General features: G+C 73.5%; 25 protein-coding genes, 1 tRNA gene and 2 pseudogenes. 16 read left to right on the top strand and 12 right to left on the bottom strand.

Going from position 1 to position 24,330, the window contains the following annotated elements; genetic code table 11:
* Window positions 1–9 precede the first annotated feature (9 nt).
* The 3 genes from N912_RS0129680 to N912_RS0129670 all read left to right on the top strand — a co-directional run bounded on the left by N912_RS0129680 (window position 10) and on the right by N912_RS0129670 (window position 5,052).
* Window positions 10–1,422, top strand: a complete 1,413-nt coding sequence (locus N912_RS0129680) for an acyl-CoA dehydrogenase family protein (RefSeq protein ID WP_028925242.1) — start codon at window positions 10–12, stop codon at window positions 1,420–1,422.
* The gene (locus N912_RS0129675; protein WP_051580974.1) at window positions 1,419–3,644 is read left to right on the top strand and encodes a trimethylamine N-oxide demethylase; all 2,226 of its coding nucleotides are present in this window, start codon (window positions 1,419–1,421) and stop codon (window positions 3,642–3,644) included. The genes N912_RS0129680 and N912_RS0129675 overlap by 4 nt, the downstream gene beginning before the upstream one ends.
* 70 nt (window positions 3,645–3,714) lie before the next feature.
* A complete protein-coding gene (locus N912_RS0129670; RefSeq protein WP_028925240.1) occupies window positions 3,715–5,052 on the top strand; it encodes a flavin-containing monooxygenase in 1,338 nt (445 codons plus the stop codon).
* A gap of 13 nt (window positions 5,053–5,065) precedes the next feature.
* Here the strand turns inward: N912_RS0129670 and N912_RS0129665 are convergent, their stop codons facing one another.
* The gene (locus N912_RS0129665) at window positions 5,066–5,776 is read right to left on the bottom strand and encodes an IclR family transcriptional regulator (RefSeq protein ID WP_028925239.1); all 711 of its coding nucleotides are present in this window, start codon (window positions 5,774–5,776) and stop codon (window positions 5,066–5,068) included.
* 101 nt (window positions 5,777–5,877) lie between these two features.
* Here N912_RS0129665 and N912_RS0129660 point away from each other — a divergent pair, with 101 nt between their 5' ends.
* Complete coding sequence (locus N912_RS0129660) at window positions 5,878–7,206, top strand: NAD(P)/FAD-dependent oxidoreductase (RefSeq protein WP_028925238.1); 1,329 nt, start codon at window positions 5,878–5,880, stop codon at window positions 7,204–7,206.
* A gap of 1 nt (window position 7,207) precedes the next feature.
* Entirely contained in the window at window positions 7,208–7,873 is a 666-nt protein-coding gene (locus N912_RS0129655) for a type 1 glutamine amidotransferase (protein ID WP_028925237.1), read from the top strand.
* Here the strand turns inward: N912_RS0129655 and N912_RS0129650 are convergent.
* Window positions 7,860–8,684 carry a helix-turn-helix transcriptional regulator gene (locus tag N912_RS0129650; RefSeq protein WP_028925236.1) on the bottom strand — a complete coding sequence of 275 codons (825 nt, stop codon included), beginning with the start codon at window positions 8,682–8,684 and terminating at the stop codon, window positions 7,860–7,862. The genes N912_RS0129655 and N912_RS0129650 overlap by 14 nt on opposite strands.
* Window positions 8,685–8,770: 86 nt before the next feature.
* Between N912_RS0129650 and N912_RS0129645 the strand changes: the two genes are divergently transcribed.
* The gene (locus N912_RS0129645) at window positions 8,771–10,279 is read left to right on the top strand and encodes a DHA2 family efflux MFS transporter permease subunit (protein ID WP_028925235.1); all 1,509 of its coding nucleotides are present in this window, start codon (window positions 8,771–8,773) and stop codon (window positions 10,277–10,279) included.
* Between the two features lie 24 nt (window positions 10,280–10,303).
* Here N912_RS0129645 and N912_RS0129640 read toward each other — a convergent pair whose 3' ends face one another.
* Complete coding sequence (locus tag N912_RS0129640; protein ID WP_028925234.1) at window positions 10,304–11,116, bottom strand: arylamine N-acetyltransferase family protein; 813 nt, start codon at window positions 11,114–11,116, stop codon at window positions 10,304–10,306.
* Window positions 11,113–11,697 carry a TIGR03086 family metal-binding protein gene (locus N912_RS0129635; protein WP_028925233.1) on the bottom strand — a complete coding sequence of 195 codons (585 nt, stop codon included), beginning with the start codon at window positions 11,695–11,697 and terminating at the stop codon, window positions 11,113–11,115. Before N912_RS0129635 ends, N912_RS0129640 begins: the two co-directional genes overlap by 4 nt.
* A 130-nt stretch (window positions 11,698–11,827) precedes the next feature.
* Here N912_RS0129635 and N912_RS63870 point away from each other — a divergent pair, with 130 nt between their 5' ends.
* Window positions 11,828–12,406 carry a GNAT family N-acetyltransferase gene (locus N912_RS63870; protein WP_051580973.1) on the top strand — a complete coding sequence of 193 codons (579 nt, stop codon included), beginning with the start codon at window positions 11,828–11,830 and terminating at the stop codon, window positions 12,404–12,406.
* Here N912_RS63870 and sigJ (N912_RS55540) read toward each other — a convergent pair.
* Window positions 12,354–13,316, bottom strand: a complete 963-nt coding sequence (sigJ, locus tag N912_RS55540) for an RNA polymerase sigma factor SigJ (RefSeq protein ID WP_064745418.1) — start codon at window positions 13,314–13,316, stop codon at window positions 12,354–12,356. The genes N912_RS63870 and sigJ (N912_RS55540) overlap by 53 nt on opposite strands.
* 153 nt (window positions 13,317–13,469) lie before the next feature.
* On the opposite strand from sigJ (N912_RS55540), the gene N912_RS0129620 reads away from it, so the two are divergent.
* The 5 genes from N912_RS0129620 to N912_RS55535 are packed head-to-tail and all read left to right on the top strand — an operon-like array spanning window position 13,470 to window position 17,838.
* Window positions 13,470–13,856, top strand: a complete 387-nt coding sequence (locus N912_RS0129620; protein WP_037067172.1) for a VOC family protein — start codon at window positions 13,470–13,472, stop codon at window positions 13,854–13,856.
* A gap of 46 nt (window positions 13,857–13,902) precedes the next feature.
* Window positions 13,903–15,804: a DNA primase gene (gene dnaG / locus N912_RS0129615; protein WP_028925231.1), complete on the top strand. Its 1,902-nt coding sequence runs from the start codon at window positions 13,903–13,905 to the stop codon at window positions 15,802–15,804.
* Complete coding sequence (locus tag N912_RS0129610; RefSeq protein WP_028925230.1) at window positions 15,801–16,328, top strand: hypothetical protein; 528 nt, start codon at window positions 15,801–15,803, stop codon at window positions 16,326–16,328. Before dnaG ends, N912_RS0129610 begins: the two co-directional genes overlap by 4 nt.
* Window positions 16,325–17,101 carry a trans-aconitate 2-methyltransferase gene (locus N912_RS0129605; RefSeq protein WP_028925229.1) on the top strand — a complete coding sequence of 259 codons (777 nt, stop codon included), beginning with the start codon at window positions 16,325–16,327 and terminating at the stop codon, window positions 17,099–17,101. Before N912_RS0129610 ends, N912_RS0129605 begins: the two co-directional genes overlap by 4 nt.
* Window positions 17,098–17,838: an MOSC domain-containing protein gene (locus N912_RS55535; protein WP_064745417.1), complete on the top strand. Its 741-nt coding sequence runs from the start codon at window positions 17,098–17,100 to the stop codon at window positions 17,836–17,838. The genes N912_RS0129605 and N912_RS55535 overlap by 4 nt, the downstream gene beginning before the upstream one ends.
* Window positions 17,839–17,842: 4 nt before the next feature.
* Here N912_RS55535 and N912_RS55530 read toward each other — a convergent pair whose 3' ends face one another.
* Window positions 17,843–18,073, bottom strand: a complete 231-nt coding sequence (locus N912_RS55530; protein ID WP_037067392.1) for a hypothetical protein — start codon at window positions 18,071–18,073, stop codon at window positions 17,843–17,845.
* A 144-nt stretch (window positions 18,074–18,217) separates the two neighbouring features.
* On the opposite strand from N912_RS55530, the gene N912_RS0129590 reads away from it, so the two are divergent.
* Window positions 18,218–18,293 (top strand) — tRNA-Asn (locus N912_RS0129590).
* Between the two features lie 25 nt (window positions 18,294–18,318).
* On the opposite strand, the gene N912_RS0129585 is transcribed toward N912_RS0129590, so the two are convergent.
* Entirely contained in the window at window positions 18,319–18,690 is a 372-nt protein-coding gene (locus N912_RS0129585) for a DUF4186 domain-containing protein (protein WP_028925228.1), read from the bottom strand.
* 33 nt (window positions 18,691–18,723) lie between these two features.
* Window positions 18,724–19,575: a helix-turn-helix transcriptional regulator gene (locus N912_RS0129580; protein WP_028925227.1), complete on the bottom strand. Its 852-nt coding sequence runs from the start codon at window positions 19,573–19,575 to the stop codon at window positions 18,724–18,726.
* Window positions 19,576–19,661: 86 nt separating this feature from the next.
* On the opposite strand from N912_RS0129580, the gene N912_RS0129575 reads away from it, so the two are divergent.
* Window positions 19,662–20,399: an SDR family oxidoreductase gene (locus N912_RS0129575; protein WP_037067389.1), complete on the top strand. Its 738-nt coding sequence runs from the start codon at window positions 19,662–19,664 to the stop codon at window positions 20,397–20,399.
* A 20-nt stretch (window positions 20,400–20,419) separates the two neighbouring features.
* Window positions 20,420–20,626 carry a tautomerase family protein gene (locus N912_RS0129570; protein WP_028925225.1) on the top strand — a complete coding sequence of 69 codons (207 nt, stop codon included), beginning with the start codon at window positions 20,420–20,422 and terminating at the stop codon, window positions 20,624–20,626.
* Here N912_RS0129570 and sigJ (N912_RS0129565) read toward each other — a convergent pair.
* Window positions 20,623–21,489 (bottom strand): RNA polymerase sigma factor SigJ, encoded by an 867-nt coding sequence (gene sigJ / locus N912_RS0129565; RefSeq protein ID WP_037067386.1) that lies wholly within the window; start codon window positions 21,487–21,489, stop codon window positions 20,623–20,625. The two genes, N912_RS0129570 and sigJ (N912_RS0129565), sit on opposite strands and share 4 nt — an antisense overlap.
* Before the next feature lie 117 nt (window positions 21,490–21,606).
* On the opposite strand from sigJ (N912_RS0129565), the gene N912_RS0129560 reads away from it, so the two are divergent.
* Complete coding sequence (locus N912_RS0129560) at window positions 21,607–21,960, top strand: DoxX family protein (RefSeq protein ID WP_028925223.1); 354 nt, start codon at window positions 21,607–21,609, stop codon at window positions 21,958–21,960.
* On the opposite strand, the pseudogene N912_RS0129555 reads toward N912_RS0129560, so the two are convergent.
* The 3 genes and pseudogenes from N912_RS0129555 to N912_RS55525 all read right to left on the bottom strand — a co-directional run.
* Window positions 21,944–22,612: pseudogene (locus N912_RS0129555) on the bottom strand (spermidine synthase); the annotation flags it as partial. The gene N912_RS0129560 and the pseudogene N912_RS0129555 overlap by 17 nt on opposite strands.
* Before the next feature lie 192 nt (window positions 22,613–22,804).
* Window positions 22,805–23,152 (bottom strand): annotated as a pseudogene (speD, locus tag N912_RS65925) (adenosylmethionine decarboxylase); the annotation flags it as partial.
* Window positions 23,149–24,312: a type III PLP-dependent enzyme gene (locus tag N912_RS55525; protein WP_245645482.1), complete on the bottom strand. Its 1,164-nt coding sequence runs from the start codon at window positions 24,310–24,312 to the stop codon at window positions 23,149–23,151. The pseudogene speD and the gene N912_RS55525, both read right to left, overlap by 4 nt.
* Window positions 24,313–24,330 lie beyond the last annotated feature (18 nt).

Below are 24,330 nucleotides of genomic sequence, written 5' to 3'. Positions count from 1 at the left end.
CAAGAAGCTGTGACCACCGCGCACTTATCCGAACCCACCAGGTGGCGCGGCGAGCCGTTCTGGGGGGTGGCCTCGGACTGGGACCCGGACTGGCTGCTCACCGACCGGCACCGCGAGCTGCGCGCCACCGTGATCGAGCTGTGCGCGCGGGAGATGCGGGCCAACGCCGAGCGCTCCGACGACGAGCTGCGCTTCCCCCGGCGCAACCTGGAGCTGCTCGGCGAGCACGGCTTCCTCGGGCTGACGGTGCCCGAGGCGTACGGCGGACTGGGCGGCGACCACCTGGCGTTCGCGCTGGTCGCCGAGGCCATCGCGCGCTTCGGCTGCGCGTCCACCGCGATGTGCTACGTGATGCACGTGGCCGCCGTGCAGGCGATCATGCTGCGGCCCACGCCGGCGCTGGTGGACCGCTACATCCGGCCGCTGAACTCCGGGCGGATCGGCACCCTGTCCTACTCCGACCCGCGCACCGGCGGGCACTTCTGGTTCCCGATCTCGTCCGGCGCGGAGCGGGTGAACGGCTCGTTCCGGGTGCGCAAGCGCTCGTCGTGGACCACCTCGGGCGGGTTCGCCGACTTCTACGTCATCCAGACCACCAGCCCGGACTTCACCGGGTACCACGACCTGTCGGTGTTCGTGGTGGACGCCGACGTGGTGCGGGCGCGGCCGTCGATGTGGGACGCGCTGGGGCTGCGGGGCAACCAGTCCGGCGCGGTGGAGGTGGACCGCGCGCTGGTGCCGCCCGAGCAGCTGGTCGGGCCGGTCGGGGACGGCGCGGAGTCCAACGACGAGGTGGTCGACCCGTGGTTCCTGCTCGGTTCGTCGTCGGTGTGGAACGGCATCGCGATGGGCGCGGTGGACATTGCCAAGCGGCACACCACCGGCAAGGTGCACGACGACACCGGCCTGCGGGTGTGCGACTACCCGACCATCCAGGACTACGTGGGCGAGGCGGTCACCGACACGAACTCCGCCCGGCTGGCCGCGTACTCGGTGGCCGGCGCGCTGGACGGCGCCACCGACCACAACCGCCGGCTGCTGACGCCGGGGGAGCGGGCCCGGGCGAACTACCTGCACTGGTGCTGGCAGCTCAAGTTCACCGCCGCGAAGAACGTCACCGCCGTGGTGGACACGATGCTGCACGCCTGCGGCGGCTCGGGCTACCGCCGTGACCTGGAGCTGGAGCGCTACCTGCGCGACGGCAAGGCCGGCTGGGTGATGGGGCCGTCCAACGAGGTGCTGCGCCAGTTCGTGGGCAAGTCGGTGCTGCTCGGCTTCGAGGCCGTCGACTACTGGAACCAGACGGTGGACCAGCGCGCCCTGGCCAACGAGACGAAGAAGCTGGACGCCGCCGGCAAGCGCGCGCTGGCCGCGCGACTGGTTGCCGAAGCGGAGGCCGACGAGAAGGAGGCTCGCGGATGACGCTGACCCCCGACCGGCCACGGCTGTTGCTGCCCGGGCTGTTGCCGAGCGAACCCGACCTGGAGCGCTACCGGGTCCGCCCCGGCGGCTCGACGACCGTGCCGCTGCACCCCGGCGACCGCCTGACCGTGATCGACCCGCAGGGCCGCCAGACCGCCGCACTCACCGTCCAGGGCGCCGACCCCGCCGACACCCGCGCCGAGCGGCTGTTCGGCGAGTGGTCACCGGCCGGCGCGTCCGAGACGATCACCGTCGCCGACGAGGCCGTCGCCCGCATCGACGCCCCCGCCGCCCCGATGAGCGTGCACGACGCCGCCGCGAACCCCCCGTCCGAGCTCCTGCTCGAACTGCGCCGCGCCACGCCCCGCCCGCCGGCTCTCGACCGGGAGCTGCCCCCGCCGCTGGCCGAGCCGGTGGACGAGTTCCGCATCGACGCGGCCACCGCGCTGTCCTACCTGGTCAAGGCAGGCCAGTACATCCAGGTGATCGACGTCGAGGGCCGGCAGTGTTCGGACTTCCTGGCGTTCTCCGCGCACCGCCTCGACGACGGCGTGGAGCGCGGGCTCGACTCGACGACCACCCGGTACTTCATGGGCAACGCCTACCCCCAGCCCGGCCTGCACGGGAAGTTCTACGACGCCGACGCCCAGCCGCTGGTAGAGATCGTCCGCGACACCGTCGGCCGCCACGACACCTTCGGGCTGGCCTGCAACGCCAAGTACTACGAGGACATGGGCTACCCCGGGCACATCAACTGCACCGAGAACTTCAACAACCAGCTCCGGTCCTACGGCGTGGCCCCGCGCGCCGGCTGGCCCGCGCTGAACCTCTTCTACAACACCGCGTTCGACGCCGACAACCTGCTGGTGTTCGACGAGCCGTGGTCGCGGCCGGGGGACTACGTGCTGATGCGCGCGGCCACCGACCTGGTGTGCGCCTCGTCGGCCTGCCCGGACGACATCGACCCGGCCAACGCCTGGGTGCCCACAGACATCCACGTCCGGGTCTATGACACGGAGAGGAAGTTCTCCATGGCCATCGCGCACCGGGTCACCCCTGATGCCGAGCCCGAGCTGACCCGCGACACCGGCTTCGCGCCCCGGATCAAGGCGCTGACCCGCCAGCTCACCGAGTACCGGGGCTACTGGCTGCCGTCCAGCTTCGACGGCCACGGCCCGACCGAGGAGTACTGGGCCTGCCGGGAGCGCGCGGCGGTGATGGACCTGTCCCCGCTGCGCAAGTTCGAGGTGCTCGGGCCGGACGCCGAGGCGCTGCTGCAGGCGACCGTGACCCGCAACATCCGGCGGCTCTCGCACGGGCAGGTCGTCTACTCCGCGATGTGCAACGAGACCGGCGGGATGATCGACGACTGCACGGTGTTCCGGCTGGGGGACACGAACTTCCGGTTCGTCGGCGGCGACGAGTACGACGGGGTGTGGCTGCGCGAGCAGGCGTCTCGCCTGGGCCTGGACCGGGTGTGGGTCAAGCACTCCACCGACCAGCTGCACAACATCGCCGTGCAGGGCCCAGCCAGCCGCGACCTGTTACGGGAGATCATCTGGACGCCGGGCACCCAGCCGGCGTTCGGCGACCTGACCTGGTTCCGGTTCGCCATCGGCCGCCTCGGCGACCACAACGGGGTGCCGCTGCTGGTGTCGCGCACGGGGTACTCCGGCGAGCTGGGCTACGAGCTGTGGGTGCATCCCTCCGACGCGCCCGCGCTGTGGGACGCGGTCGTTCAGGCGGGCGGGCCGTACGGGCTGACGCCGCTCGGCCTGGACGCGCTGGACATGCTGCGCATCGAGTCCGGCCTGGTGTTCGCCGGCTACGACTTCGACGACCAGACCGACCCGTTCGAGGCCGGCATCGGCTTCACCGTCCCGCTCAAGACCAAGCAGGACGACTTCGTCGGCCGCGACGCGCTGCTCGAACGCAAGGCGCATCCGCAGCGGGCACTGGTCGGCCTGGAGCTCGCGGGCAACGAACCCGCCGCGCACGGCGACTGCGTGCACGTGGGCCGCTCCCAGGTCGGCGTGGTCACCAGCGCCACCCGCTCGCCGGTGCTGCGCACGAACATCGCGCTGTGCCGCATGGCCGTCCAGTACGCCGCCCTGGACACCGAGGTCGAGGTCGGCAAGCTCGACGGCCACCAGAAGCGCATCCCCGCCCGGGTGGTGCGGTTCCCGTTCTACGACCCGGAGAAGACCCGTCCGCGCTCGTAAACCCCCGTGAGTGGTTAGCGTTGTCATAGCAACGCTAACCACTCACGGGTCCTGACCAGGGAGGACCATCGTGACACGTGTTGCCGTTATCGGGGCCGGGCCGAGCGGGCTCGCCCAGTTGCAGGCCTTTGCGGCGGCCCGGAAGGCGGGCGGTAATACTTCAGAGATCCCCGAGGTGGTCTGCTTCGAGAAGCAGGCCGACTGGGGCGGGCTGTGGAACTACACCTGGCGGACCGGGCTGGACGAGCGCGGCGACCCGGTGCACGGCAGCATGTACCGGTACCTGTGGTCGAACGGGCCGAAGGAGTGCCTGGAGTTCGCGGACTACCCGTTCGACGAGCACTTCGGCAAGCCGATCCCGTCGTTCCCGCCGCGCGCGGTGCTCTACGACTACATCACCGGGCGGTCCCGGCGCGCGGGCGTGCGCGAGTGGATCAGGTTCGGCACGGCGGTGCGGTGGGTGTCCTATGACGGGCAGCGGTTCACTGTCACGGCGGACGCCCCGAGCGGCCCGAGCACCGAGACGTTCGACCACGTGATCGTCGCGACCGGGCACTTCTCCACGCCGAACGTGCCGGAGTACCCCGGGTTCGAGTCGTTCCCGGGGCGGATCCTGCACTCGCACGACTTCCGCGACGCCGCCGAGTTCGCCGGCAAGGACCTGTTGGTGATGGGCAGCAGCTACTCCGCGGAGGACATCGCGCTGCAGTCCCGCAAGTACGGCGCCAGCTCGGTGACCATCAGCTACCGCACCGCGCCGATGGGCTTCGGCTGGCCGGACGGGATCGCCGAGGTGCCCGGGCTGTCCCGGGTGGAGGGGCGCACGGCGGTGTTCACCGACGGGTCCAGCCGCGAGGTGGACGCGATCGTGCTGTGCACCGGCTACCAGCACAGCTTCCCGTTCCTGGCCGAGGACCTGCGGCTGCGCACCGCGAACCTGCTGTGCACCCCGAACCTCTACAACGGCGTGCTCTGGCTGGACAACCCCAAGCTCATGTACCTGGGCATGCAGGACCAGTACTACACGTTCTCCATGTTCGACCTGCAGGCCTGGTACGCCCGTGACGTCATCCTGGGCCGGCTGCCGGTGCCCACGCGCGAGGAGATGGCCGCGCACATCGACGGCTGGACGGCGCGCCTGCAGACGCTCTCCAACCCGGAGGAGGAGATCGACTTCCAGGCCGACTACCTGCGCGACCTGATGAAGGACACCGACTACCCGGACTTCGACCTGGACCTGACCAGGGAGCACTTCAAGACCTGGGAGCACCACAAGGAGGAGAGCATCACCGGCTACCGCGACCGGGCGTTCTCCAGCCCGTGCACCGGCTCGCAGGCCCCCCTCCACCACACGCCGTGGTGGACCGAGCCCGACGACTCCCTGGCCACCTTCCTCCGCACCGAGTAGCCCGCGCGCCGGGTCAGACGGTCTCGGCGATGAGGGCGGCTCGGGCGGTGAGCGGGTCGACGGCGGCGCGCATGGCGCGGGGGCGGAAGCGGACGGCGGGGCCCTGGATGCCCAGGACCGCGCGCAGCCGGCCGGTGGCGTCGAGCACGGGGGCGGCGATCGCGTTCAGGTCCTCCTCGCGCTCGCCGAGGGCCTGCGCCCAGCCTCGGTCGGAGACCTTGGCGATCTCGGCCTCCAGCGCGGAGCGGTCCACGATGGTCTGCTCGGTGAACGCCTCGAGGTCGCCGTCGGGCAGCGAGCCGCCCCAGGCCAGGAACACCTTGCCGGCGGCGGTGGCGTGCGCGACGCTGTTGCGGCCGATCTCGGCGACGCTGCGCACCGAGCGGTGGCTCTGCACGAAGTCGATGGTGAGCAGGTCGTGCTCGCCGGGCAGCGACAGCGTGCTGGTCTCGCCGGTGAGCTCGGCGAGCTCCTCCAGGTACGGACGGGACACCGCGCGGACGTCCAGGCTGTCCCGGGCCGCGCTGGCCAGCTGCAGGATGCGCACGCCCAGCCGGTAGCGGCCGGTGGACGGCACGTGCTGCACCAGGCCGGCCGAGGCCAGCGTGGAGAGCAGCCGGGAGATGCTGCTGACGTTGATCCCGGTGCGGCGGGCGATCTCGTTGGTGCCCAGCTCGGCGCGCGCCTCGGCCAGCGCGTCGAGTACCTCAACGGCCCGGGCCACCGCTCCTACCTGGCGAGTGGCTGGCCGACCGGTGCGAGCCATAGTAAAGTCCTCTGAAAGTGGATATGGCGTTGCCGTGATGGATATTAAGGGGCTCGTCGATGACTGTCCAGCAGGTTCGGTTCGTAATAGTCGGCGCGGGGATCCACGGGCTGGCCACGGCGTGGCAGCTGGCCAGGCGGCTGCGGGCGAGCGGGCGCGGGGACGGTTCGGACGTGCTGGTCGTCGACAAGTCGGGGGTCGGCGCCGGCGCGTCCGGGGTGGCCTGCGGCGTGATCCGCAACAACTACTTCCAGCCGGCGATGCGCGAGCTGATGGCGCACTCGGTGGGCGTCTGGGAGTCCGACCCGGAGGCGTTCTCCTACCACCCGGTCGGCTACCTGCAGGCCGCGCCGGAGGCGATGCGCGCGGACGTGGAGCGCATCCACGCCGAGCAGCGCGCGATCGGCTACGAGTCCGAGCTGGTCATTGGCGACTCGGAGTGCCGCTCGTACCTGCGCGGGCTGTTCGACGACTGGCGCGCCGAGGGCATCACCAGCGTGCTGCACGAGAAGCGCGGCGGGTACGCCAACAACGTGGCCTCGCTCAAGGGGCTGGCCGCCAAGGCCGAGGCGGAGGGCGTGGAGATCCGGACCGGGGTGCGGGTCACCGGGATCGAGGTGGACGGCGGCGCGGTCACCGCCGTGCGCACCGACGCCGGCGACATCCGATGCGAGCGGCTCGTGCTCGCGGCCGGCCCGTGGATCCGCGACCTGTGGGCGATGCTGGAGCTGCCGGAGCGCATCGACGTCACGGACACGGACGGCAACGTCCACCCGAACCGTCCGATGTGGACGTACTGGGCGCTGCAGGAGGGCACCCTGGAGGTGGATCCGCACACGTTCACCGATAACGCGGGCGGGCTGCCGCCGGTGGTGCACGTCGACTCCGACCGGCCGCTGCGCGACTCCGACGGCCTGGTCACCGAGGACATGTGGGGGATCTACTACAAGCCGGACTTCTCCTTCGGCGGCGTGCAGGGCGGCGCCGCGCCGGTCGAGGTGCCGCGCCCGGCCGCCGAGGTGGCGGTCGACCCGTACGGCACGCAGAGCCCCGAGTTCGTGGTCGGCGAGGAGTTCGTGCGGATGTGGACCGCCGCGCTCGCGCACTGCCACGGCCGCTTCGAAGGCTGCCGCTCGCGCTACCGCCGCGAGCCGTCCGGCGGGATCGGGGCGTTCACCCCGGACAGCTTCCCGGTGTTCGACAACGTCCGTCAGAATGCGTACGTGATCGCCGACTCCAACCACGGGTACAAGATGATCGGGGTCGGCGAGCTGGTCGCCCGCGAGCTGCTGGGCGAGCCGCAGCCGCTGCTGGAGCCGTTCCGCTTCGACCGGTTCCGGACCGGGCGGCTGCACCCTGTCAGCAACTCGCCGTTTCCCTGGAGCTGATGTGAGGGTCTTGTTCGTCCAGCAGGAGCGGGACGACCCGCCGGGGCTGGTGGGGGAGCGGCTGGTCGAGCTCGGCGCCCGCATCGAGGTGGCCGACCCGCGCCGGCCGCTGCCCGACGCCGCCGGGTTCGACCTGGTCGTGCCGCTCGGGTCGGTCGACTCGGCCGCCGACGACTCGGTGCCGTACCTGGCCGGGGAGTGGCGGCTGCTGGACGGCGCGGTGCGCGCGGGGGTGCCGGTGTTCGGCATCTGCTTCGGCGCGCAGCTGCTGTGCCGGGTGCTGGGTGGGTCGGTGTCGCGGGCGCCCGGCGGGCCGGAGATCGGCTGGATGCGGATCGACGTCGACCCGGACGACGGCCTGGACCCGGGGCCGTGGGCGGTCTGGCACGAGGACGTGATGACGCTGCCGCCGGCCGCGCGGGAGTTCGCCCGCACCGCCGTCGGGCCGCACGCGTACACCGTGGGGCCGCACTTCGGCGTGCAGTTCCACCCGGAGGCCACCGCCACCGAGGTCGCCGCCTGGGCGCAGGCACACCCCGGGGCGGTGCCGGACGTGGACGAGCTGCTGGCCCGGATGAGGGCCGACGAGGCGGACGCCCGCCGCCGGGTCGCCGCCCTGGTGGACCGGGTGCTGGCCCACGCCGGCATCGGCGCTACCCGGCGGTGAGCCGGGCCAGCGCGTCGGCGGTGGAGGCGTCGGCGGGGAGGTAGACCAGGAGCTGGTGCTCGGGGTGGTTGACCGGCGCGAGCTTGAGGAAGTTGACGGTGAGCAGGCCCGCCGCCGGGTGGCGGAACTGCTTGCGGGCCGGTTCGAAGCCGCCGATGTCGTGGCGCGGCCACCACTCCCGGAACTCCCGGCTGGCGCGCAGCAGCGCCTCGGTGAGCGCGCCGAAGCGGGCGTCCCCGGCGTGCTCGGCGGCGGCCGCGCGGTACTTGGCCAGCAGGGAGCGGGCCTCGTCCGACCAGTTCACCAGCAGCGAGCGCAGCGCGGGGTCGGCGAACAGCAGCCAGATGTTGTTGCGCTCCGCCCTGGGTAGCTCGTCGTACTCGCGCACCAGCGCGGCCTGCGCCCGGTTGTAGGCCAGCACGTCCCAGCACTGGTTGATCACGTACGCCGGGTTCGGGTCCAGCGCGGCGACCATGTCGTCCAGCGTGGGATGCACCGGGTCCGCGCCCACCGTGGGCGCCGGCACGGCATGGTTGGCCAGGGCGAACAGGTGCGCGCGCTCGGTGCGGTCCAGCCGCAGCGCGCCGGCCAGCGACTCCACCACCGCGCGGCTGGGCGAGACGTCGCGCGCCTGTTCCAGCCAGGTGTAGTACGTGACGCTCATGCTGGCCAGCCCGGCGACCTCCTCGCGGCGCAGCCCGGGCGTGCGGCGCCGGCCGAACTCGGGCAGCCCGACGTCCGGCGGGGTCAGCCGCTCGCGCCGCGACCGCAGGAACGTCGCCAGCTCGCGCCGCCGTGCCACGCCGTCCATCGTTCTCCCCGTTCGTAGCGTGGTGACGTCTTTACCAGTAAAACTGCACCCTGTTAACAGGCTAAGGCGCGGGTGATCGTGGAGCCATGACAGATGTTCGGGCGGTTGACGGCGCCCGCCGGGCGTATCCATGGCCGGCGCTGCTCACGGCGTTCTCCGGCGTGTTCATGGCGATCATGGACGTGTTCATCGTGTTCGTCGCGGCGCCCGCGATCCAGGCCGACCTGCGCGCCTCGGACGCGGCCGTGCAGCTGGTGCTCGCCGGTTACCAGGTGGCGTACGCGATCACCCTGGTCACCGGCGGGCGGTTGGGCGACAGGTACGGCCGGCGGCGGGTGTTCGCGGTCGGGCTCGCGGTGTTCACGGTGGCCTCGGCGGCCTGCGGGCTGGCGCCGGGGGCGGCGAGCCTGATCGGTGCCCGGCTGGTACAGGGGGTGGGCGCGGCGCTGCTGTTCCCGCAGGCGTTCTCGCTGGTCCAGGCGCTGGTGCCGGCCGAGAGCAGGGGCCGCGCGTTCGGCGTGCTCGGCGTGGTGATCGGGTCGTCCACGATCGTCGGCCAGCTGCTCGGCGGGGTGCTGGTGCAGGCCGACCTGGCCGGGCTGTCCTGGCGGCCGGTGTTCCTGATCAACGTGCCGATCGGGGTGCTCGCGCTGTACTGCGCGCGGCGGTTCGTCCCGGAGTCGCGCGCGGAGCACGCCCGCCGGCTGGACCTGGCGGGTGCCCTGGTGCTCGCGAGTGTGCTCGCGCTGCTGGTGGTGCCGCTGGTGCAGGGCCGCGAGCTGGGCTGGCCGCCGTGGTCGGTGCTGTGCCTGCTGGTCGTGCCGGTGGGCGGCGCCGGGTTCGTCGCGTTGCAGCGGCGGACCGCGCGGGCCGGCGGCGAGCCGCTGGTCGACCTGGCGCTGTTCGCCGAGCGCTCGGTCGCGGTGGGACTGTGCCTGGTGCTGGTCTGGTACATGGCGATGAACTCGTTCTTCCTGGTGCTCTCGCTGACCCTGCAGGACGGGCTGGGGCTGTCCGCGCTGGCCGCCGGGCTGAGCTACGCGCCGCTGGCGGTGTGCTTCCTGGTGTCGTCGCTGCTCGCGCCCCGGCTGGCGGCCAGGCTCGGGCGGGGGCCGCGGCGGCTGCTGGCGCTCGGGGCCGGGGTCACGGTGGCCGGGTTCGGCGCGCTGGCCGCCGTGTCCGGGCTCGGCCTGTCGGTCGGACGAATGGTGCCCGTGCTGATGCTGCTCGGCCTGGGCATGGGGCTGTTCCAGTCGCCGCTGCTCGGCGCCGTGCTGGCCAGGGTCGGGCCGAGGCATCACGGCACCGCGTCCGGCCTGCTGGCCACCGCGCAGCAGGTCGGCGGCGCGGTCGGCGTGGCGCTGATCGGCCTGCTCTACTTCGCGGCCCTACCCGGCCACGCCCCCGTGACCGGCTCCGTCACAGGCTCCGTCGCGGGCTCGGCCGCGGGCTCGGCCGCGGGCTCCGTCACGGGCTCCGTCGCGGGCCATGCGCACGCCTTCTCCGTCGCCCTGCTCTTCAACGCCGCCGTGGTCACCGCCTGCCTGGTCCTGCTCACGGCGTTATACCGCAGGTCCCAACCCGTGAGTGGCTAGGGGCGCTATGACGCCCCTAGCCACTCACGGGTGCTGAGCACGGAGTTCGGCGAGCTCGGCGGCGTCCAGGCCCACGCCGAGGTCGCGCAGGGTGGTGTTCAGGTGGTCGGGGGGTACGGGCGTGCGCTTTACCCGGCCGTCGGCGTGCTCGACGGTCAGCTCGTCGCCGACCAGGCGGCGGCTCACGCCCTCGTCCAGGCGCATCACCACCAGCCGGCCGGTGAACGGCGAGGCGGGGTGGGTGGACACGTAGTGGTGCGCGACCTGGTAGTCGATCGGGCGGGCCCGGCTCTCGTCGAACTCGTGCAGCGGCTCCCAGCCGTCGGCGGTGCGCCTGGCCAGCGTCCAGAGGCCGTCGGCGCGGGTCAGCCGGTGCATCCAGCCGGCCTGGTCGACCTGTGCGCCGTCGCGCAGGGGCATCGGGACGAGCATCGCGGCGCCGAACCCGACGTCCACCAGGTGGTCCACCCCGTCGGCGCGCACCCGCAGCGTCATGTGCGTGCGCGGGCCGGAGCGGTGCGGCTGGACCCGGGCGATCAGGCGGCGCACCTCGAACCCGAGCCGCTGCGCGACGGCGGCGAACAGCAACGCGTGCTCGTAGCAGTAGCCGCCGCGCGGGCGGTGCACCAGCTTGTCGGTGATCGCGTCCAGCCCGATGCCTCGGTGGGTGCCCAGCACGACGTCCACGTTCTCGAACGGGATGGCGCGCACGTGCGCCCGGGTCAGGCTGCGCAGCGACTCGGCGGTGGGCGCGACCCGGGGGTGGTCGATGCGGGCCAGGTAGGCGTCGACGTCGAGCAGGTCGACATGCCAGTCGTCGGTGTGCACGGCGGTCATGGCGTCCACGCCGGGTCGCGGCCGCTCAGGCCCAGCGTGCGGTCCAGGTCGGGGGCGTCGGAGGGCACCTCGACGACGTCGTCGAAGAGCCCGGCCCGGCCGGCCGTCCACCGTGGGCTGTTGACCAGCTCGGTGAACTCCAGCGAGGCGCGGACGCTGTCCGGGTCGGCGCGGAACGGCTGGCCGGTGGCGCGGGCCAGGTCCCAGCCGTGCAGCAGCAGCTCGTTCAGCGCGATCGTGCCGGCCAGCGAGGAGGGCAGCTCGACGCCGCCGGCGCCGGTGACGCCCTCCCAGGCGTTCGGGTCCCGCCAGGCCAGGGCCAGCTCGTCGAGCCGGGCGGCCAGCCGCGCGGGCCAGTCGCCGGTGACCAGCGTGCCCGGCTCTTCAGGAGGGGCGGCGGTGTCGCCGGTCCTGGTCGCCGCGTTGCGGAACACGGCGGTCAGCCCGAGCAGGTGGCCGAGCAGGTCGCGGACGGTGTACTCCGCGCACGGGGTGGGGCCGTCCAGGTGCTCGTCGGTGACGCCGTCGATCAAGGTCTTGATCTGCTCGGCGGCCGGCCCGAGGTCGTACTTGGCCGTCATCCTCAACTCCTCGTCCTCATGTGAACGCTCATGTGAACGCTGTCCAGTCCACCACAGAGGGAACCTGGTGGACGGCCGCCGGCCGGTGCGCCACCGTGGCCCGGTGGGAGTAGATGAGTGGACTGTACGGGTGGCGAGGGCGGGTGACGCCGCCGTGATCGGCGCGCTGCACGTGCGGTCCTGGCGGTACGGGTACCGAGGTCTGGTGCCGGACTCGGCGCTGGCCGGGCTGGACCTCGCCGAGCGCACCGAGCGGTGGCGGGAGAAGTTGGAGTCGCCCGGCCCTCGGCGGGTGTTCCTGGCGCTGCGGGTCGGGTTCTTCGGCCCGGAGCTGGGGGCATTCTGCGCGGTGGGGCCGGCCCGCGAGCCGGAACGCGACGGGCGGCCGGGGGTGCCGACCGGTGAGCTGTACGCCCTGTACGCGGACCCGGACGCGTTCGGCCGGGGCGCGGCGCACGCCGCGCACGCCGCCGGGATGGACCACCTGGCGGCGACCGGCCACCGGCACGCGGTGCTCTGGGTGCTCGCCGAGAACCCGAGGGCGCACGCCTTCTACCGAGGCCGAGGCTGGCGCGCGGACGGCCTGGTCGAGGAGCAGGAGTACGTGGGCGTCGAGATGTCGGTGGCGCGCTTCTCGCGCGAGCTGGCCGACGGGGTCACAGCGGCGGAGTCGCCCCCGGCCGCGCCGGCCGGGGAGCCGACGGCCTGAGCCGCTCGGAACGCAGCCGGGTGCGGGGCAGCGCGCCGGCCAGCTTCGCGGGGTTGAGCACGCCGTAGAGGGCGACGATCAGCCCGTCCCGCACGCTGAACACGTTGACCGACTCCGGCACGCCGCCGTGCCCGCCGGACACGTGCCCCTGCTCGCCGTTGACCAGCACCGGTGCCCAGCCCTTGAACATGTTCTCCGGCCCGTACCTGTGCAGCAGGCCCACCAGCAGCCGGGCCACCTTGGTCGCGCCGTGCACCTCGCGCCGGGCGGCCGGGGTCAGCCCGCCGCTGTCGTTGATCAGCACCGCGTCCGGGTGCAGCAGCGAGACCAGCGCGTCGGCGTCGCCCCGGCCGAGCGCGTCGGTGAACGCGCCGAGCAGGCGCCGCTGCTCGGCGGCGTCGGCCCGGGGCGGCGGCTGCGCGTCGGCGAGCACCCGCCTGGCCCGCGAGGCGTGCTGGCGGGCGGCGTCCGGGGAGCAGCCCAGCACCGCGGCGATCTCGCCGAACGGCAGCGCCAGCGCGTCGTGCAGCACGAACGCCACCCGCTGCGGCGGGGTCAGCCGTTCCAGCACCACCATGGCGGCCATCCGGATGCCCTCGTCGCGCACCAGCGAGGCCAGCGGGTCGTCGTCGTGCGGGGCCGAGACCAGCGGCTCGGGCAGCCACGGGCCGACGTAGCTCTCCCGGCGCGCGGTGGCCGAGCGCAGCCGGTCCAGGCACAGCCGGGCGACCACGGTGGTCAGCCAGGCGCGCTGGTCCTCGATCTCGGCCCGCTCGTAGTCGGCGAGCCGGTTCAACCGCAGCCACGCCTCCTGCACCGCGTCCTCGGCGTCGGCGAGGCTGCCGGTCATCCGGTAGCCCACGCCGACCAGGTGGGCGCGGTGCTCCTCGATGTCGGGCGCGATCGACACAAATGTGACGGTAGTGGCGAAGTACGGCCGATACCGGCTGAGCGCGGCTCTCAGCGCGACAATCGCCCCGATCGCGGCGCCAGGCGGGCCGTCGAGGGCGACGAGCGTGCCGGACCCGGCGAACTGTCGGTGAGCGGCGCTACGGTGCGGGCCATGACGACCTCCCCCGCCACCTCGATCGCCCGGTTCAGCCTCGTCGCCCTCGACTGCCCCGACCCGCGCGCCCTCGCCGGCTTCTACTCCGCGATCACCGGCTGGCCGGTCCACCCGGACTCGCGTGACGACTGGGTGGAGCTGCGCGCGGACGGCCCGGTCACGATCGCCTTCCAGCAGGCGCCGGGGCACCGCCCGCCGGCGTGGCCCGACGAGCGGAGCCCGCAGCAGCTGCACATCGACCTCGACGTGCCCGACCTGGACGACGGCGAGCGCGAGGTGCTCGCCCTCGGCGCGCGCAAGGCCGAGGTGCAGCCCAAGCCGGAGCGGTTCCGGGTCTACTTCGACCCGGCCGGCCACCCGTTCTGCCTCGTTCTGGAGGACTGACCGGCCCTGGCCGGCCCTGGTGGCGCCCCGGCATAGACTCACCAGGGTGGCTGGCCGGATCAGGGACGCGGACATCGCGAAGGTCCGTGAACGGGCCCGGATCGACGAGGTGGTGGGCGAGTACGTCGCGCTGCGCCGCGCCGGGGCCGGGTCGCTGAAGGGCCTGTGCCCGTTCCACGACGAGAAGACGCCCTCGTTCAACGTCCGCCCGACGCACGGCACGTTCCACTGCTTCGGCTGCGCCGAGGGCGGCAGCGTGATCGACTTCGTGATGAAGATCGAGCACCTCGGCTTCGTGGAGGCCGTCGAGCGGCTCGCGGACAAGGTCGGCATCCGGCTGACCTACACCGGCGGCGGCTCGTCGGTGCAGCGGGAGAAGGGCACCCGCACCCGGCTGCTGGAGGCCAACCGGCGCGCCGCCGAGTTCTACGCCGAGCGGCTGCGCACCCCGGAGGCGGCGCCTGCCGTCCAGTTCCTCACCGGCAGGGGGTTCGACGCGGCGGCCGCCACGACGTTCGGCTGCGGCTACGCCCCCTCGGAGTGGGACGGGCTGACCAAGCACCTGCTGGCCGCCGGGTTCAGCCTGGACGAGCTGTTCAAGGCCGGGCTGTCCAAGGAGGGCCGGCGCGGGCCGATCGACAGGTTCCGCCGCCGGCTGCTGTGGCCGATCAGGGACCTGGGCGGCGACGTGGTCGGGTTCGGCGCGCGGCGGCTGTTCGACGACGACCCGATCGAGGCGAAGTACCTCAACACCACCGAGACCCCGGTCTACCGCAAGACGCACGTGCTGTTCGGGCTGGACCTGGCCAAGCGGGAGATCGCCCGGCGCCGCCAGGCCGTCGTGGTGGAGGGCTACACCGACGTGATGGCCCTGTACCTGGCCGGGGTGACCACGGCGGTGGCCAGTTGCGGCACCGCGTTCGGCACCGAACACATCGGCGTGCTGCGCCGGCTGATCGGCGATGACTCGTTCGACCTGGGCGAGATGATCTACCTGTTCGACGGGGACGCCGCCGGCCAGGCCGCCGCGCTCAAGGCGTTCGAGGGCGAGCAGCAGTTCGTCGGGCAGACCTTCGTGGCGATCGCGCCGGACGGGCTGGACCCGTGCGAGCTGCGGCAGCGCTCCGGCGACACCGCCGTGCGCGACCTGGTCGCCCGCCGCGAGCCGCTGTTCGAGTTCGCCATCCGCAACCTGCTGCGCGACTACGACCTGGACACCACCGAGGGCCAGGTGGGCGCGCTGCGCCGGACCGTCCCGCTGGTTGCCCGGATCAAGGACCGCTCGCTGCGGGACGGCTACGCCCGGCGGCTGGCCGGCTGGGTGGGCTGGGCGGACGAGGCCACCGTGGTGCAGCGGGTGCGCGAGGAGGCCGACGCGCCGTCCGACCGGCCCCGGGTGGTGCGCGGGCCGGCGAACGGGAACGGCGCCGTCGACCCGGCCGGGAACGGCGGCCTGTCGCGGCCCGCGCCGGACGACCCCCGGCTGCGGCTGCAGCGCGAAGCGATCAAGTCGGCGCTGCAGGTGCCGGCGGTGGCCGGTCCGTCCTACGACGAGCTGCCGGACGGCGCGTTCACCCACCCGTCCTACGTGGCCGTGCACCGGGGCATCCGGGAGGCCGGCGGCGCGGCCGGTGGGCACGAGGGCACCGAGTGGCTGGAGCTGGTCGCCGCCCAGTGCCCGAGCGCGCTGCGTTCGCTGCTCACCGAGCTGGCCGTGGAGCCGCTGCGGATGGCCACCAAGAACGACGGCATGCCCAGGTACGTGGGCAGCCTGCTGGCCGGGCTGCAGGGCGCGATGGTGGAGCGGCAGGTGGCCGAGCTGAAGTCGCGGCTGCAGCGGACCTCGCCGGTCGAGCAGGCCGAGGAGTACCACACGCTGTTCGGCGACCTGGTCGCCCTGGAGCAGTACCGCAAGGCGCTGCGGGAACGTTCGTTGGGCACCGCGTGAGTGGTTGGCGGGCGCGGCTGGTCGGTTTGCTCGGCGGCGAGCGGCTGCCGGAGGGGTTCGCCGGGCGGTTGGACGCGCAGGAGCGGGTGCTGGCCACGGCGACGGTGTCCGGCGGCGGCCCGCTGGTGGTCAGCACGTACGGGCTGTGGCTGCCGGAGGGGCGCCGCGTCGGCTGGCACCTGGTCAGCAAGGCCACCTGGGGCGGCGGCGCGCTCAGCGTGATCGAGGCCGAGGAGTCCGGCGAGGCCGGTGACGCGGTGCTGCTGCGCGACCTGCCGCCGCGCCGGCTGCCGCTGGCCGAGCCCGGTGCCGTGCCCGAGGTGGTGCACAAGCGGGTCACCGGCTCGATCCGGTCCCGGCACCGCCGCGAGCTGCCCGGCGGCGGGGCCTGGTTCGTGCAGCGCGCCGTGCCCGGCCGCGACGGCATGGTGCTGCAGGTGCGGCCGGACCCCGGCGCGGACGTCGACGCGGTCCGGCGGGTGGCCGTCGAGGTGGCGCGCAAGCTGAAGGAGGCGCGAGGGTGACCCGTTCGTCGCTGGGCTGGGACCCGGCCGCGTACCTGACGTTCGACGACGACAGGTCCCGGCCGTTCCACGACCTGCTGGCCAGGGTCGGCGCCACCGAGCCGCGCCGGGTGGTCGACCTGGGCTGCGGCCCCGGCCACCTGACCGGGCTGCTGGCCGCGCGCTGGCCGGACGCCGAGGTGGACGCGCTGGACTCCTCGGCCGAGATGGTGGCCGACGCGCGCGCCCGGGGCGTGCCGGCCAGGCAGGCGGACGTGCGGGACTGGTCGCCGGGGCCGTCCGACGACGTGGTGGTCTGCAACGCCGTCCTGCAGTGGATCCCCGAACACCCGGAGCTGGTGGTGCGCTGGGTCGCCGCGATGCCCGAGGGCGGCTGGTTCGCCATGCAGGTGCCCGGCAACTTCGCCTCGCCGTCGCACGTGCTGATCCGCGAGCTGCTGGACGAGCCGCCGTGGCGCGGGCGGGTCCAGGTCCGCGACGAGCACGCGGTGGCGGGCACCATGGAGTACGCCGACGCGGTGGCCGGCACCGGTGCCCTGGTGGACGCCTGGGAGACCACCTACCTGCACCGGCTGACCGGCCCGGACCCGGTGCTGACCTGGATCACCGGCACCGCGCTGCGCCCGGTCCGCAAGGCGCTGGACGACACCGAGTGGGAACGGTTCCGCGCCGAGCTGGCGCCCCGGCTGGCCCGCGCCTACCCGCTCCGGGCGGACGGCAGCACCTGGTTCCCGTTCCGGCGCATCTTCCTCGTGGCTCGGGCCGGGGGATGAGCGGTCGCGGGACACGGGTCGGGACGGTCGAGGTGTGCGCCCGCTACCCGGTCAAGTCGGTACAGGGCGAGCGGCCGGAGCGGCTGGTGCTCGAGCCCGGCGGGGTGCCCGGCGACCGGGCGTGGGCGCTGCGCACCGAGGACGGCAAGCGCGGGTCCGGCAAGAACACCTGGCGCTGGGCGCGGCTGGACCACATGCTGGAGATGTCCGCCCGGCTCCTCGACGGCGGCCACGGCGGTGACAGTGTTGACGCGGAGGCGCTGCTGCGGCTGCCCGACGGCCGGGAGTTCGACGTGGCCTCCCCGGAGCTGCCGGCCGCGCTGACCGAGGTGGTCGGCCGCCCGGTCACCGTCACCCCGACCGAGGAGGGGCCGCACCACGACGCCGCCCCCGTGCACCTGATCACCTCGGCCACCCTGCGCTGGTGGTCCGCCCAGGCCCCGGACGAGCACGTCGGCTGGCAGCGCGCCCGGCCCAACCTGGTGATCGACGTCGACGGCGAGGACCGGGCCGAGGACGGCTGGATCGGCCGCCAGCTCCGGGTCGGCACCGCGCTGCTCGGCGTGACCGGCCCGACCATCCGCTGCGTGATGGTCACCCAGGACCAGCTCGGCCTGGGCCGCTCGCCCGCGCTGCTGAAGGTGCTCGCGCCGTACGAGCTGGCCCTCGGCGTGTACGCCGCCGTGCTGGAGCCGGGCGCCGCGATGCCCGGCGACGAGGTGTACCTGCTCGACTGACCGCTCAGGACGCCGCGCCACCCCGACCGTTCGTACTGGCCAACGGCTCCCGCCGAGCCCCGGCCGCCGCGCTCACCGCGTCCACCATCTTGGCCTTCGCGATGCCCGCCGCGCCCTGCACCGCCGGGTGGTCGGCCAGCCGCCGATACGTCCGCGCCAACTGCTCATACCGCTCACGGCCGGCCCGGGCACCGAGCACATACCCGACCGCCGCACCGAGCAAGAACGGGATCATGTGCATCCTCCCAGCGTCGACTCGCCCTCCATCCTGCCGCGGCGGCGACGCCCTGCCCACAAGCCGGGGAGGGGCTGTAGCCCCGCCGACGCGGTGGGCTATCCTTTGACACGTCGGCGGCGAGCCCGCCTGGCACCTAAGCGATCCTCCGTAGCTCAATTGGCAGAGCATGCGGCTGTTAACCGCAGGGTTACTGGTTCGAGTCCAGTCGGAGGAGCCACCTTCGCAGGTCAAGCCCCACTTGATCACGCTGGCGGGCGGTGCGGCGCGTACTGCTTGACGATCCACCGGCAGATCACCTCCACCACGTAGGCCCGCTCGGCGTCGTCGAGCGCGTGCCCGGCGGGGATGCCGTGCCAGCGCGCGAGGCAGGTGCGACAGCACGTCGCGGTGGCGTGCTGGGCGACGAAGGTGGGATGCCCTCGATACGGGGTCTGGCGGCCGTCGTTGCGCGGTTCGGCCGGGGCCAGCCTGCGTCCGATCAGATCCTCGGTGTGCTTTCGGACGGTCATGATCCCGCGCAGGTCGACCACCGCGCGATCCCGCCCGCGCAGCCGGAACTTCGCGCGGAAGGGCTGCCGCCCGATCCGGTCCAGCCTCTCGTCCAGCTCGTCCATCAACCCACGAACGTACAGCCGGCCACCGACGGTTCAGCGGCGTTCGGGCGTGAGGTCCTGGGTGCCGAGGACGGAGAGCAGGTCGAGCTGTTCGACGGAGTCGGTGCCGACAGCGGGGGTGAACCAGAGCAGGCGTTGGCGGCCGTCCTCGCTGAACAGGTTGAGGCAGTTGACGTCGATGGTGCCGAGGGTCGGGTGGACTATGCGCTTGCGGTCGGAGCGGCGGACGGCGACGTCGTGGCGGTCCCACAGGGCGGCGAACTCGGCGCTGCGGCGGTGCAGCTCGGTCACGAGCGTGGCGGTCTCGGCGTCGCGGGGGCCTCGGCGGGCGACGGCGGCGCGCAGGTCGGCCACGAAGGTGCGGGAGTGGTGCGGGTGGTCCTCGGGCGGGTAGATGGCGCGCGCGGACGGGGCGGTGAACCAGCGGTGGACGAAGCTGGCGTCGGGGGCGCTCGCGGCGGGGGCGGGGCCCAGCAGGGCGACGGCCAGGCGGTTCTGCACCAGCGTGACGTGCAGGTCGGTGATGACCTGCGCGGGCGTGGTGGTCAGGCGGTCGAGCAGGTCGAGCATGCCGGGGTGGATGTGCGCGGCCGGCCCGCCGGAGGGCGGCAGCGGGCGGCCGGCCAGGTGGTAGAGGTGGTTGCGCTCGTCCAGGGTCAGGCGCAGCGCGCGGGCCAGGGCGGCCACCATCTGTTCGGACGGCTGCGCGCCGCGCCCGCGTTCCAGCTCGATGTAGTAGTCGACGGACGCGCCGGCGAGCTGGGCGACCTCGTCCCGCCGCAGTCCGGGGACCCGGCGGCGGGGGCCGGCCGGCAGGCCGACGTCGGAGGGCCGGATCCGGTCGCGTCGTGACTTCAGGAACGCGCCGAGCTCTGCCAGGTTCACATCGACCAGTGTCCGTGCGCCGGTCGGTCCCAGCCAGGGGGTGACGTCCCCTGGTTGCGGGTGGCTGGCGGGCACAGGGTGTGAGCATGAGCAACGACGAGAGGGTCGCCATCGTGACCGGCGGCTCACGCGGTATCGGCAGTGCGATCGTGACCAGGCTGGCGGCGGACGGTTACGCCGTCGTCGTGGGCTATGCCGGGCGCAAGGACCTGGCCGAGGATGCGGTGCGCGCGGTCGAGAAAACAGGTGGGCGGGCGATCGCCGTACAGGCCGACGTCGCCGACGAGCATGCCGTGGCCGCGCTGTTCGACGCGGCCGAGGCGGCGTTCGGCGGCGTCGACGTGGTGGCGCACGCGGCGGGCAAGGCGTCCTGGTCGACGGTCGCGGACCTGGACCTCGCGGTCCTGGACGACGTGCACCGGACGAACATTCGCGGCGCGTTCGTGGTCGCCCAGCAGGCCGCGCGCCGGCTGCGGCCGGGTGGGGCGCTGGTCACCTTCTCGACCTCGGTGGTCGGGCTGGCGTTCCCCGGGTACGGGGCCTACACCGCGAGCAAGGGCGCGGTGGAGGCGCTGACGATGATCCTGGCGCGCGAGCTGCGCGGCAGGGACGTCACCGTCAACGCCGTCGCCCCGGGGCCGACCGCCACCGACCTGTTCCTCGACGGCAAGGACGAGGAGACGATCGCCCGCCTGGCCGCCCAGCCGCCGCTGGAGCGCCTCGGCACGCCGGCCGACATCGCCGACGTCGTCGCGTTCCTGGCCGGGCCGAGCGGGCACTGGGTCAACGGCCAGGTCATCAGGGCCAACGGCGGAATCATCTGACGACAGCCAAGGAGAACGACATGCCCTACGCCAACTTCAAGGTGCCCGCCGGTTCCCTGACCGCCGAGCAGATGGAGCTGATCGTGCACCGCACCACCGACCTGTACGCCGAGATCTACGGCGAGCGGGCCCGACCGAACACGATGGTCCTCGTCGAGGAGGTCCCCGACGGCGGGTGGGGGATCGGCGACAGCGTCCTGCGGTTCGCCGAGATCGAGGAGCGCTAGCCGGCCTGCCAGTGCGTGAGCTTGTCCGGGTTCGTGACGATCCAGAGCTGGGTGACCAGGCCGCCGGCGACGTCGACGCCCGAGACGGCGACCACCCGACCGTCCTCGTACGCCACGATCCCCGGCAGGCCGTTCACCGTGGTGACCTCGAACGTCGCCGAGCGGTGCAGGGTGGCGATGCCGAGCATGAGCTGGGCCACCCGCGCGGCGCCGGCGACCGGGCGGCGCGCGGACGGGACCTTGCCGCCGCTGTCGGTGGTGGCGACCACGTCGGGGGCGAGCACGGCGGCCAGCGCGTCCAGGTTGCCGTCCGCGCAGGCGCGCACGAACGCCGCGACGATCCGCTCGTGCTCGTCGCGCGAGGTGGCGGCGGTGCGCGCGGCCTTGATCCGCTTGCGCGCGGACGAGGCGAGCTGGCGGCAGGCCTGCGGCGTGCGGCCGACGGTGCGCGCGATCTCCGCGTACGGCATGCCGAACACGTCGTGCAGCACCAGCGCCACCCGCTCGGCCGGAGTCATGGTCTCCAGCAGCACCAGCAGCGCCATCCGCACCGACTCGTCCAGCGTCACCCGGTCGGCGGGGTCGACGACCTGGGCGGGCGGCTCGGACGGGACCGGGTCCGGCAGCCACGAGCCGACGTAGCTCTCCCGGCGCACCCGGGCGGAGCCGAGGTGGTCGTAGCAGATGCGGGTGGCCACCTGCGTCATCCACGCCCTCGGCGACCGGATCTCCCGGCGTGACTGGTCGTCGAGCCGGTGCCAGCGCAGGTAGGTCTCCTGCACCACGTCCTCGGCGTCGTCCACCGAACCCAGCAGGCGGTAGGCGATGTTGCGCAGCCGCCGCCGATCCTCGTCGTCTCCCATGTAGTGAATGACGGTACGCAGGCCCGCGATGTCAGGTGCGGCCACCTGACGTTCGGGCGGCCCACGTCGTCCTACGACGAGTCAGGACGTTCTAACGGGACGCAAGGAGCAGTTTCGATGATTACCCCGTGGTGGCCGTTGGTCGCACTCGCCGTGGTCCAGGTCGGCGATGCCGTGATGTGCGCGAAGCCCGTCGCGTTCATCCGGCAGTGCCTGCTGGACGTGCACTACCCCCAGCGGCTCTGGAAGCTGCTGCCGCCGCTGAAGGTGGCCGCGGCGGCGGGCCTGGTGGCCGGCATCTGGTTCCCGCCGCTGGCCGTGCTGACCTGCGCGGCGCTGGTGGCCTACTTCGTGATCGCGGTGTCGGCGCACGTCAGGGTGCGCGACTTCGGGCGCAACCTGTTCCTCAACGCGACGGGGATGCTCGCGGGGTGCACGGCGGTGCTGGTGTTCGTCATTCAGGCCGCCTGAGCGCATGCGGCGCGACGGCGCCCCGGCGCAGCGCGGCGGCGTCCAGGGTGGCCGGGCGGTAGGGGAGGGTGGGAAGGCGGGTGGTCACCGTTCGTACGGGGTCCTGGACGGGGCGGGGTGAGCCGGTCAGGAAGGACCATTCGTGCTCGTCGGAGCCGTAGTGCAGGACGGTGGGGAAGACCTCGTTGAAACGTTTCACGGACGAGCGGAGCGTGTCGTTGCGCCAGAGCGTGGCGCACCCGGCCTGGCCGGTCAGCACGCCGCCGGGCCGCAGCACCGAGGCGGCGCGGCGCAGGAAGTCCGTGCCGTAGAGCCGGTTGTGCTGGGCGGCGGGGTCGTCGGGCCGCTCGTCGGGCAGGTCGACGACCACGACGTCGTAGTCGTGCGCCGCGCCGGACAGGAACTCCCAGCCGTCGGCGTAGTGCACCGCGATGTGCCCGGAGCCGCGTTCGGCGGCTTCCAACGTGTCAAGCGTGTAGCCGTAGGGCAGGTACCGGGCGCAGGCCCGCACGCACTCGGCGTCGATGTCCACGTGGTCCACCCGGCGGGCGCCGGCGGCCACCGCGATCTCGCTGACCACCCCCTCGCTGGAGCCGATCACCAGCACGTTCTCGACGCGCTCGGCGAGCAGCAGCGCGGGCACCAGCAGCGCCTCGTGGTACACGAGCTGGCTGGCGTGCGCGCTCTGCCGCTCGTCGTCGCAGAACAGCGTGACGCCGTGCGCGGTCCGCCCGATCAGCACGTCCTGGTAGGCGGTCCGGCCGGACCAGAGCACCTCGGTGACGTCCCACACCCGGTGCAGCCCGGCGGACAGCGGCTCGCGCACCCCCGCAGGCGCGCCCCCGCCCCGGCGGACCGTCTCGCGGCGGGCCAGCCGGGCGCCGAGCCGCTTGGCCAGCAGCTCCACCGCGCGCTCCGGGTCCGCGGAGTTTCCGCAGGTGAACACGTCGACGAAGGCGCCGCCGCGCTCCGGCCAGGTGTGCACCGAGGCGTGCGACTCGGCGAGCATGGCCAGCACCGTCAGCCCGCGCGGGTCGAACCGGTGCGACACCACGTCGAGCACCCTGGCGCCGGCCTCACCCAGCGCGCCCGCCAGCGCGGCACGCACCGCCTGCTCGTCGTCCAGCAGCTCCGGGCTCGCCCCGGACAGCTCCGCGAGCACGTGCCGGCCGGCGAAGTCGGGGGCGGTCATGATCCAGGTCCAACGGAGTCCACACAGCGGACGGCCAGCGGCGGCAGCCCGTTGAACCCGACCGAGGCGTAGCTGGCGGTGTACGCCCCGGCGGCGAGCAGCCGCACGGCGTCACCGGAGCGCAGCGCGGCCGGCAGCGCGACCTCCCGGTACAGCACGTCGTCGCCGTCGCAGGTCGGCCCGGCCAGCACCGCCGGCGCCAGCTCGACCCCCGGGCCGTCGTGGTCGGTGGCCAGCCGGTAGCCGATCGCCTCACCCTCCGTCTCGGCCAGACCGCCGTACCTCCCCACGTCCAGGTACACCCACCTGCGCCCGTCGTCCCGCACGCTCACCCGGACCGCCGACGCGTGCAGCACCCCCGCCTCGGCGACCAGCAGCCGCCCCGGCTCCACCGCCAGCTCCGGCGCCCGCCGCCCCGGGAAGTGCCGGCGCACCGCCGCCTCGATCGCCGCGCCGAACTCCGCCACCGGGGGCACCGGCGTCCGATACGGCACCGGGAACCCGCCACCCACGTCCAGAATCCTCACGGCCAGCCCCGCATCGGCCGCCACCGAAGCGGCAACGGCGATCGCATCCGCCCACGCCGCCGGCCGGGACTGCTGCGAGCCGACGTGGAAGCTCAGCCCGGCCGGATCCAGCCCCGAGGACGCCGCCTGCAGCAGCAGCGACACCGCCCTCGCCGGAGAACACCCGAACTTGCCGCCGAACGGCGTCGCCGACCCCGTGTCGTCCACCGCCAGCCGGACCAGCACCGACGCCCCCGGCGCCCCGTCCGCGAGCACCTCCAGGTCCTCGCCGCTGTCGGTGACGAACAGCGACACCCCGTGCCCCGCCGCCGCCGCGACATCCGCCGGCGTCCGCACCGGGTTGGCGTAACACAGCCGCTCCGCCCGCCCCCCGGCCGCGAGCGCCCCCTCGATCTCCCCGGGGGACGCCACGTCGAACCCGCAGCCCGCGTCCGCCAGCGCGCCCAGCACCTCGGCCCGGGGGTTCGCCTTCACCGCGTAGTACACCCGCGCCCCCGGCAGCGCCGCCCGCAGCTCGGCATACCGCGCCCGGACCACCGCGAGGTCCATCACCAGGCACGGCGTCGGCCCGGGCGGGCTCACGGCGGCCGGCGCGCCGGTCAGCGCGGTTTCGGCCAGTGCATCGGCGGTCACGAGCACGAGGTTAGGCGA

This window comes from Actinospineispora acaciae DSM 45401, assembly GCF_000620785.1.
Taxonomy (GTDB): Bacteria; Actinomycetota; Actinomycetes; order Mycobacteriales; family Pseudonocardiaceae; genus Pseudonocardia; species Pseudonocardia acaciae.
This window is presented reverse-complemented; position numbering and strand designations above follow the sequence as displayed.